This window comes from Kitasatospora sp. NPDC093558 (genome assembly GCF_040683475.1).
Classification (GTDB): domain Bacteria; phylum Actinomycetota; class Actinomycetes; order Streptomycetales; family Streptomycetaceae; genus Kitasatospora.
Window position 1 is genome coordinate 1 of record NZ_JBFBDY010000253.1, and the last position, 9,168, is coordinate 9,168.

The following is a 9,168-nucleotide window of genomic DNA, read 5'->3' on the forward strand; positions in this document are numbered from 1 at the left end:
GGCACGGCTCCGCCGGCGCCACCGGCCGGGGGCGTCGCGGCACCGGGCGCGGGAGCCGTGGCCGCGTCGGACGCACCGCCCGCGCCGCCGGCCGCCGAGGCGGACGCCTGGGCGCCGGTCCCACCGGCGCCACCGGCGCCACCGGCCGCACCGCTCGCCGACACCGACACCGACGCGCTCGATCCCGAACTCGCCGCGCCCGCAGCACTCTTGGCAGCGTCCTTCGCGGCGCCCTTGCCGTCCGAGGCACACCCGCCGAGCACCCCCACCAGCACCCCGACCGCCACAACGGCGGCCGTCCGCCGACCGATCTTGCCCATCGCCCGCTCCCTCCCGGTGTCCGTGACCCATCAAGATAGCCGTTCGCTTCCTGACCAGCCCCGGGCGGCCTCGCCCCGACGGCCCGGGCAGCCCCCGGCAGCTCCGGCAGCCCCCCGCAGCCCCGCAGCCCCCGCGCCCCCGCCGCCCGGGAAACGGAACGGCGGTGGGCGGCGACCCCTCGCGAGGCCACCACCCACCGCCGTCACGGCGTCACACGGTCCGGCCGGTTCAGACCGCCGGGGACGGGAACGTCGGGTACTCGACGCCCGAGATGTACTGGACGACCCGGACGACCTGGCACGAGTAGCCGAACTCGTTGTCGTACCACAGGTAGAGGATCGCGTTGTCGCCCTCGACCTTGGTGGCGCCGGCGTCGACGATCGACGCGTGGCGCGAGCCGATGAAGTCGCTGGACACGGCGTCGGGCGAGTCGATGAAGTCGATCTGGCGCTTCAGCGGCGACGTCAGCGAGACGTTGCGCAGGTAGTCCAGGACCTCGTCGCGGTTCGTCTCGCGCTTCAGCTGCAGGTTGAGGATGGCGATCGAGACGTCCGGCACCGGCACGCGGATCGAGCTGCCGGTGATCTTCGCCTTGAGGTCCGGCAGCGCCTTGGCGACGGCCGAGGCGGCACCGGTCTCGGTGATCACCATGTTCAGCGGTGCCGAGCGGCCGCGGCGGTCGGCCTTGTGGTAGTTGTCCAGCAGGTTCTGGTCGTTGGTGAACGAGTGGACCGTCTCCACGTGGCCGCGGATGACGCCGTACTCGTCCTCCATCGCCTTCAGCGGCGGGACGATCGCGTTGGTGGTGCAGGACGCGCAGGAGATGATCTGCTCGTCCGGCTTGATCATGTCGTGGTTGACGCCGTGGACGATGTTCGGGACGTCGCCCTTGCCCGGCGCGGTGAGCACGACCTTGGCGATGCCGGGGCGCAGGTGCTTCGACAGGCCCTCGCGGTCGCGCCAGCGGCCGGTGTTGTCGACCAGGATGGCGTCCTTGATCCCGTACTCCGTGTAGTCGACCTTGGAGGGGTCGTCGGAGTAGATCACGGTGATCTCGTTGCCGTTGGCGATGATCTTGTTGTTCGCCTCGTCGACCGTGATCGTGCCCTGGAACTGGCCGTGGATCGAGTCGCGGCGCAGCAGCGAGGCGCGCTTCACGAGGTCGTCGCCGCCGCTGTTGCGCACGACGATGGCCTTCAGCCGCAGGCCGTTGCCCGAGGCCTTCTCGATCAGCAGGCGGGCGACGAGGCGGCCGATGCGGCCGAACCCGTACAGCACGACGTCCTGGGCGGACCGGCGCTCCAGCTTGTTCTCACCGGTCGCACCGGCGACGGCGCGGGCGGTGAACTCCTCCACCGACAGGCCGAGGTCGTCGGCGCGGTAGGTGCTGGCGAGCATCCCGAGGTCGATCTGCGAGGGACCGAGGTCGAGGGCGGTCAGCGCCTGGAGGAACGGCATGGTGTCGGTGACCGAGAGCTCTTCGCCGGCTATCTGGCGGGCGAAGCGGTGCGTCTTGAGGAGGCTGACCACCGACTTGTTCACCAGGGAACGGCTGTGGAGCAGGACGGTGACGTCCTTCTCGCGGTGCAGCCGCCCGATGATCGGGATCATCGACTCCGCGATCTCCTCGCGGTTCTTCCAGTCCGTGAACACGTCGTCGTTGACAGTCACAAGTCCATCTTTCGAGCTGAGGGTGTTGCCCACATGGTAGCTTCGCGGATTTTCGATCCGACGGCCTCCCCCGGCCGGCGTTGACCCAGGGGCCTTCCCGGCTCTACTTTGAACGCGTTCAATTCACCTTGAACGCGTTCAACTTTCTCGGGGGGAGAACCGGTGGAAGCAGTCGTCGAAGGTGCCGGGCGATGGTCGGCCGAGCGCGCCTTCGGGGCGCCGACGCTGACGGTGATCCTGGCTCAACCCGCCCTTGCGCTCTGGTTCTACGGCCACCACTACGGCACGGAGAGCATGCGCGGCGCATGCCTGGCGCTGGGCATCCCCGCCCTGCTGATCCTGGCGGCCCGCTGCGTCCGCCGGAACGCCGGGCAACGGCTCCTCGCGGAGACGCGATGGCTGGCGCAGGCGGCGGCGCGCTACATCGTGTGTTGTACGACACCCGCCTACGCGCTGCTGCTCATCGGGATGGCGATGGCGCCCGCGTGCCGGATCGAGGACGGCTGCGACCACGGGGACCCGGGCGCCTACGCGCTGGGGTTCTTCGTGTGCACGACCGTCCTGGCGGGCCCCGCGCTGGTGCTCCTGCTCCTCCTGGCGCCACACGCACTGCTCGGGCGACGTGTGCGGACCGTCTTCGTCCTGCTCACCAACGCCATACCGACGCTGCTCCTGCTCTTCGGCTTCTGGCCCAGCCTGCTGCCGATCGCGGCCCAGTCGCTGTACGCCTGGGCCGCCCTGCCCGTCGCGGGGGCGCCGGGCAGAGTCGACCGGGCCGAGCAACCCGGGTTCCGGTGACGGTCGCGCCGCATGCGCGACACTCCCGGCCGGAGTTGACCTTCACACCGATGTGAAGGGGGACGATGGCCGCATGACCGACACTGGGTTCGACCCGTACGCGTTGCTGGAAGCGAGCAGGCTCGGGGTGCTCGCGACGATCAAGGGGGACGGGCGGCCGCAGTTGTCGCCCGTGCTGCCGTACTTCGACCGGGCGGCGGGGGCGATCCTGATCTCGACGACCGAGGGGCGCGCGAAGACCGCGAACCTGCGGCGCGACCCGCGGGCCGCGCTGGAGGTCACCGGACCGGACGGGCGCTCGTGGACCACGGCGGAGGGCACGGTCACGCTGACCGGCCCCGGCACCGACCCGCACGGGCCCGAGGTCGAGGCGCTAGTCGCGTACTACCGGACGGCGAGCACCCGGACTGGGACGAGTACCGGGCGGCGATGGTCGCGGACCGGCGGGTGCTCGTCACCATGACGGTCGACCACGTGTACGGCGCGCGCCTCGGCTGAGGACGAGCCCGGAGACGAGTCAGGAGATGGGCCCGGAGACGGGCCTGGGTGACGAGGGCCCCGGGGCGTACGGCTCCGGGGCCCTCACCCGTCAGCGGTGCCAGCCGCGTTCGGCGATGCGCAGGCCGGCCTGGAAGCGGCTGCGGGCGTCGAGGCGGCCCATCAGTTCGGCGACGACGCGGCGCGTGGTGCGGGTGGAGAGGTCGAGCCTGCGGGCGACGATCTCGTCGGTGTGCCCGTCGGCCAGGAGCTTGATGATCTCCCTTTCCTGGAGCGTGAGTTCGTTGCCGTCACGGCTCGCGCTCTCGCCGAACGGGGTCGCGTTCAGCCAGGTCTGCTCGAAGAGGGCGTAGGCGGCGGTGACCACGCCGGGGCTGCGGAGTTCGAGGGCGCCGAGGCGACTGTTGGCGGGGTCGATGGGGACGAGGACGGTCTCCCGGTCGATGACGATCATCAGCAGGGGCACCGTCGGCACGGTCCGGGTCTGCCCGCCGAGCTCCGCCAGCCACCGGGCCGCGGCGAGGGTGGCGGGGTCGTTGCGGAAGCTGTCCTGGTAGATGCAGCGGATCGCGACGCCGCGTTCCAGGAGTTGCTGGTTGAGGGGCTTGCTCGCGGCCTTCGCGTCCGGTGTCTGGGCGCTGTTCGGGTTGAGGGACACCATCTCCGTGCGGGTGGCGGCGGCGAGTTCCTCGATCCTCGCGCGGACCGCGGCGATCCCCTCGTGCCGGGTGATCGACTCCCGGGCGCGGGCGCCGTCGTGTTCCGCGGCGATCGTGGCGACGGCCGCCCTGGTGGCCTCGATCCGGCGTTGCCGGTCCGCGAGTTCGGCCTCGGCGCGGGCGAGCAGGGTGGCCAGCCCGACCGCCGGACTGATCGGCAGCAGTTCGCCGGCCGGGTCGTCGGCCGGTCGCAGGAGCGCGAGATCGGCCAACTCGTCGAGTGCCATCCTGACGTGACGCTCCTTCAGATTCAGATGAGCGGCGATGTCCGCGAGTTTCCAGCTCGGTTGCGCGAGCAGGGTCCGGTAGACCCGCTCACCGTCGGACGACAGCCCCAAGGGTTCCAACATGCCTGCCACTCCCCCGAGTTGATCTCAGGCCGCCGTTCCCCGCAGCTCGGCCACCACGATTGTGCTCCCGCCGGGGAGCCCCGGCAACGACCTCCTGTCAGGATGCGGCCAGGCCGCTTGCTGAACCGCCGCCGACCGTGACAGCAGCCGGGCGGGCGGGCAGAGTCATTCCCGTCGGAGCGGGAGACCGGGACGGAACGCGGAAAGCGGGAATTCCGGGTCGGTCGAGGCGCTCACACCAGCCGCGGTGGAATTCCCCGGAATTCGCCGGCCGTTCGTGAGGGGAATCGTCATGTCGAAGCTGAGGACCGTCATCGCGGTATTCGCCGTCGCCGCCGCTGTCGCCGTCGCCGGTACTGCGGCGAGCGCGGTGGCGGGCGGGGCGGCGGACGGGACGACCGGCCGGGCGCCGGCGGAGGTCCGGATCCACACCAACGCCGGGGAGCCGATCGGCGGGGCGGAGTGGGGCTGCCTCGGAGGCTGCTCCAAGCCGCTGCCGACCGACCCGCCGACCCCGGCCGCCACCCCCGTCCCGACGCCGACGGACACGCCGGCCGGCACCCCGAGCGCACCGCAGGCGCCGCCCGCAGCGCAGGGCTGATCCCGTTGTACCTGGTCACGGTCCGGCTGGTGGCGACCGGCCGGACCGCTGACACCGACCACCCCGCCCCACCGGGCCCGCCGTACCCGACGCGCCCACGCCTGACCGACGCCGCCCTCGCCGCCCTCATCCGGCGGCACGCCCGGCCCTGCGACGGCCTGGAGCACCTGCGGGTGCGCGGCACCGCACCCCGGTTCGACGTCGCGGCCTTCGTGGCCGCCGAGAACGCCGCCGCCGCCCGCACCGCGGCGCACACGATGTGCGCACGCATTCTCGCCGAATCCCCCGCCCTGCACGGCTGGTGCGTCGCCGGCGATATTCCGGCGCCCTGGATTCTCTGAACTCTCCCTCTTTCCGTCGCATTTCGAACGTCCGGCGAATTATCGCTCCACCATGCCCGAAACCACCCGGACCGGCTCTTCCGTGCCGCCCGGTCGCACCGCCCTGGCCGAATTCCGAAAGGACACCCGAGAAATGACCGCCGTTTCCCGCCGCCTCTCCGCCGCACTCGCCGCCGTCGCCGCCGCCGGAGCCCTGCTCACCGCCACCGCGTCGCCGGCCGAGGCCGGCACGCCCGGCTCCGCCATCGTCACCCAGGCCCGCGCACACGTCGGACAGCACCGCACGGACCTGGGCTTCCCCGACGAGGAGTGGTGTGCCGACTTCGCCCTCAAGATCTGGCGCGACGCCGGCGTGGAGAACCTGGGCGGCCTCGGCAGTTCCGTCCAGAGTTTCAAGGACTACGGCACCCGCAACAACACCGCCTCGAACACCCCGCACGTGGGCGACGCCGCCGTCCACAAGGCGTCCGGCATCTCGCACGTGCAGATCGTGGTCGGTGTCGCCGCCGACGGCAGGATCGAGACCATCGGCGGCAACGAGGGCACCACCGACCGCAACACCAGCTGGGTCAAGGACGACGGCTTGCACGACTGGCACACCCAGCCCACCGTCTTCGTCAGCCCGGTCGGCCTGACCACCAGTCGCCTGCTGGCCTCGCTGGCGGGCGACGGTCGGGCGTCGGTGGTGAGCGACTCGGCGGACGGGACGCTGACCGCGTGGCACAACGCGGGCGGGTTCGCCCAGATGCCGTTCGACACCTCCGCCGTCATCGGCCAGGGCTTCACCGACCCCACCCGCGTCAAATTCGCCGACCTCGACGGCGACGGACGCACCGACCTCATCTACGTCCAACCCGCCAACAACCCCCAGAACGACCCCGAAGGCACACTCCGCGCCTGGCACAACGACGGCGGCATGAACCCCATGCCCTTCGGCAACTCCGTCATCATCGGACAAGGCTTCATGGACCCCACCCGCGTCAGGTTCGCCGACCTCGACGGCGACGGGCGCGCGGACCTCGTCTACGACCAGCCCGCCAACAACCCCCAGAACGACCCCGAAGGCACCCTGCGCGCCTGGCACAACGACGGCGGCTTCACCACCGCCCCCTTCGGCAACAGCCTCGTCATCGGCCAGGGCTTCATGGACCCCACCCGCGTCAAGTTCGGCGACCTCGACGGCGACGGACGAGCCGACCTCATCTACGACCAGCCCGCCAACAACCCCCTCAACGACGCCGAGGGCACCCTCCGCGCGTGGCACAACGACGGCGGCTTCACCACCATGCCCTTCGGCAACAACCTCGTCATCGGACAGGGCTTCATGGACCCCACCCGCCTCCACCTCGCCGACCTCGACGCCAAGGGCCGCACCGACCTCATCTACATCCAGCCCGCCAACAACCCCCTCAACGACCCCGACGGCACCATCCGCGCCTGGCACAACGACGGCGGCTTCACCACCGCCCCCTTCGGCAACAACCTGATCATCGGCCAAGGCTTCACCAACCCGAACAGCACCTACTTCGCCTGAGCCCCAACCCCCAACCCCCAGCCCCCAGCCCACCGCGTGACGGAAGCCACCTGGCCGCCCCAGGTGGCTCCCGTCGTTGGCGCACCCGGAGCGCTCACCCCAGGTGGGCCAGGCCCTCGGCGGCGATGCGCTCGAAGACGGCGAGGTCGCCGGCGAAGTACGAGTCCGGGATCGGCCAGTGCACGACCAGCTCGGTGATCCCCAACTCCCGGTACGTACCGGCCCATTCGACGAAGGCGTCGAGCGAGTCGAGCGGCCGTTCGGCGGTGAAGCCCTGCAGGAGCAGCCGGTCGAGCGTGGTCGCGTCCCGCCCCTCGGCCTCGCACGCGCCGGCCAGCTTCGCCAGCTGCGCGGCGACGACGGCCGGGGCGCGCTCCGCCGGGACGGCCTGGTCGGCCGGGTCGCCGCAGGTGACCCAGCCCTGGCCGTAGCGCGCGGCCAGCCGCAGGCCGCGCGGGCCGGTCGCGGCGACGCAGAAGGGCACGCGCGGGCGCTGGACGCAGCCGGGGATGTTGCGGGCCTCGACGGCCGCGTAGTAGCGGCCGTCCCGCGTCGTCGCGTCCTCGCGCAGCAGTTCGTCCAGGAGGGGCAGGAACTCGGCGAAGCGGTCGGCCCGTTCCCTCGGCGACCACTCCTGCCCGCCGAGCACCTGTGCGTCGAAGCCCGTGCCGCCGGCGCCGATGCCGACCGTGAGCCGTCCGCCGGAGACGTCGTCGAGCGTGATCAACTCCTTGGCCAGGGTGACCGGGTGGCGGAAGTTGGGGTTGGTGACGAGGGTCCCGAGCCGGATGCGTTCGGTGGCCGTGGCCGCGGCCGTCAGGGTGGGCACCGCGCCGAACCAGGGTTCGTCGCGGAACGACTGCCACGACAGGTGGTCGTAGGTGTAGGCGGCGTGGAAGCCGAGTTCCTCGGCCCGCCGCCAGAGCTTCTGTCCCTCGCCCCACCGGTGGACGGGGAGGATCACGGTGCTGAGACGCATGCCGCCGACTGTAGCCCGGCCGGCCCGGCTCACCGGCCGGCGACAGGCCCCCTGTGCCGGGGCCGGGGTAGGGGTCGGGGTTAGGGGTTTCGCACGCTCGGCCGCATTGGGACATTGACGTCGAGCAAATGATCGACGGGCGGCCGATGCGGGGCGTGAGGCCGCTCTCGAATCCTCCGGAGAGGTCGGGGTCCACCGCGATCGGCGGTCGGCCCCCGTGCGCCACGGTCACCGCCCCCTCGACCCACCTCTGTGCCCGAGGAGTGACTGGACCCCATGTCGGAAGAGAAGCTGCGCGGTTATCTGAAGAAGGTCACCACCGAGCTGCACCGCACCCGCGAGCGTCTGCGTGAGCTGGAGGACGCGGAGCACGAGCCGATCGCGATCGTCGGGATCGGCTGCCGCTTCCCGGGCGGGGTGCGTTCGCCGCAGGACCTGTGGCGGCTGGTGGCCGACGAGGTGGACACCGTCTCCGGCTTCCCGGCCAACCGCGGCTGGGACCGCGAGGGCCTGTACGACCCGACCGGCGCGGGGCCCGGCACCTGCTACACCCGCAACGGCTCCTTCCTGTACGACGCCGACGAGTTCGACCCGGAGTTCTTCGGGATCAGCCCGCGCGAGGCGCTCGCGCTGGACCCGCAGCACCGGCTGCTGCTGGAGACCAGCTGGGAGGCGATCGAGCGGGCGGGCATCGACCCGGCGGACCTCAAGGGCTCGCGCACCGGCGTCTTCACGGGCCTGATGTACCACGACTACGGCGGCCGCCTGCTGCGCGCGCCCGAGTCGCTGGAGGGGCACGTGCGGATCGGCAGCCAGGGCGGCGTGGCGTCCGGGCGGGTCGCGTACACCTTCGGGCTGCAGGGGCCGACGCTGTCGGTGGACACCGCGTGCTCGTCCTCGCTGGTGGCGCTGCACCTGGCGGTGCGGTCGCTGCGCGCCGGGGAGTGCACGATGGCGCTGGCCGGCGGGGTCACCGTGATGGCGACGCCGCAGATGCTGGTGGAGTTCTCCAAGCAGCGCGGCCTGTCGCCGGACGGGCGGTGCAAGTCCTTCGCGAAGGCGGCGGACGGCACCGGCTGGGCCGAGGGCGTCGGCGTGCTGCTGGTGGAGCGGCTGTCGGACGCGCGCCGTGACGGGCACCCGGTGCTGGCCGTGATCCGCGGGAGCGCCGTCAACCAGGACGGTGCGAGCAACGGGCTGACCGCGCCGAACGGGCCCGCGCAGGAGCAGGTGATCCGGGACGCGCTGGCGGACGCGCGGCTGACGCCGGCCGACATCGACGCCGTCGAGGCGCACGGCACCGGCACCGTCCTCGGCGACCCGATCGAGGCGGAGGCGCTGCTCGCCGCCTACGGG

The 9,168-nt window shown here is 71.9% G+C and carries 9 protein-coding genes and 1 pseudogene; 6 read left to right on the top strand and 4 right to left on the bottom strand.

The annotated features are described in order from the left end of the window. Together AB0O00_RS22155 and AB0O00_RS22160 are read right to left on the bottom strand one after the other, a co-directional pair. The coding region (locus tag AB0O00_RS22155) for a hypothetical protein (protein ID WP_363654326.1) at positions 1–320 on the bottom strand (320 nt) is incomplete at its 3' end. A 229-nt stretch (positions 321–549) separates the two neighbouring features. Next, on the bottom strand, positions 550–1,992 hold the full coding sequence (locus tag AB0O00_RS22160) for a glyceraldehyde-3-phosphate dehydrogenase (protein ID WP_363654328.1): 1,443 nt from the start codon (positions 1,990–1,992) through the stop codon (positions 550–552). 162 nt (positions 1,993–2,154) lie between these two features. Between AB0O00_RS22160 and AB0O00_RS22165 the strand changes: the two genes are divergently transcribed. Beyond that, positions 2,155–2,790, top strand: coding sequence for a hypothetical protein (locus AB0O00_RS22165; RefSeq protein ID WP_363654329.1), 636 nt, complete (start codon positions 2,155–2,157; stop codon positions 2,788–2,790). A 73-nt stretch (positions 2,791–2,863) separates the two neighbouring features. Then, positions 2,864–3,288, top strand: a pseudogene (locus AB0O00_RS22170) (PPOX class F420-dependent oxidoreductase). A 91-nt stretch (positions 3,289–3,379) separates the two neighbouring features. Here AB0O00_RS22170 and AB0O00_RS22175 read toward each other — a convergent pair. Further along, complete coding sequence (locus tag AB0O00_RS22175; protein ID WP_363654331.1) at positions 3,380–4,357, bottom strand: helix-turn-helix transcriptional regulator; 978 nt, start codon at positions 4,355–4,357, stop codon at positions 3,380–3,382. Positions 4,358–4,649: 292 nt separating this feature from the next. Between AB0O00_RS22175 and AB0O00_RS22180 the strand changes: the two genes are divergently transcribed. The 3 genes from AB0O00_RS22180 to AB0O00_RS22190 all read left to right on the top strand — a co-directional run bounded on the left by AB0O00_RS22180 (position 4,650) and on the right by AB0O00_RS22190 (position 6,833). Next, positions 4,650–4,958, top strand: coding sequence for a hypothetical protein (locus tag AB0O00_RS22180; protein WP_363654333.1), 309 nt, complete (start codon positions 4,650–4,652; stop codon positions 4,956–4,958). A gap of 29 nt (positions 4,959–4,987) precedes the next feature. Further along, on the top strand, positions 4,988–5,299 hold the full coding sequence (locus tag AB0O00_RS22185) for a hypothetical protein (RefSeq protein WP_363654335.1): 312 nt from the start codon (positions 4,988–4,990) through the stop codon (positions 5,297–5,299). 133 nt (positions 5,300–5,432) lie between these two features. Continuing rightward, a complete protein-coding gene (locus AB0O00_RS22190; protein WP_363654337.1) occupies positions 5,433–6,833 on the top strand; it encodes a CHAP domain-containing protein in 1,401 nt (466 codons plus the stop codon). Between the two features lie 94 nt (positions 6,834–6,927). Here the strand turns inward: AB0O00_RS22190 and AB0O00_RS22195 are convergent, their stop codons facing one another. Further along, positions 6,928–7,812, bottom strand: coding sequence for an LLM class flavin-dependent oxidoreductase (locus AB0O00_RS22195; protein ID WP_363654339.1), 885 nt, complete (start codon positions 7,810–7,812; stop codon positions 6,928–6,930). Positions 7,813–8,088: 276 nt separating this feature from the next. Here AB0O00_RS22195 and AB0O00_RS22200 point away from each other — a divergent pair. Continuing rightward, positions 8,089–9,168 (top strand): beta-ketoacyl synthase N-terminal-like domain-containing protein (locus tag AB0O00_RS22200; RefSeq protein WP_363654341.1); only part of this gene is annotated, 1,080 nt, incomplete at its 3' end.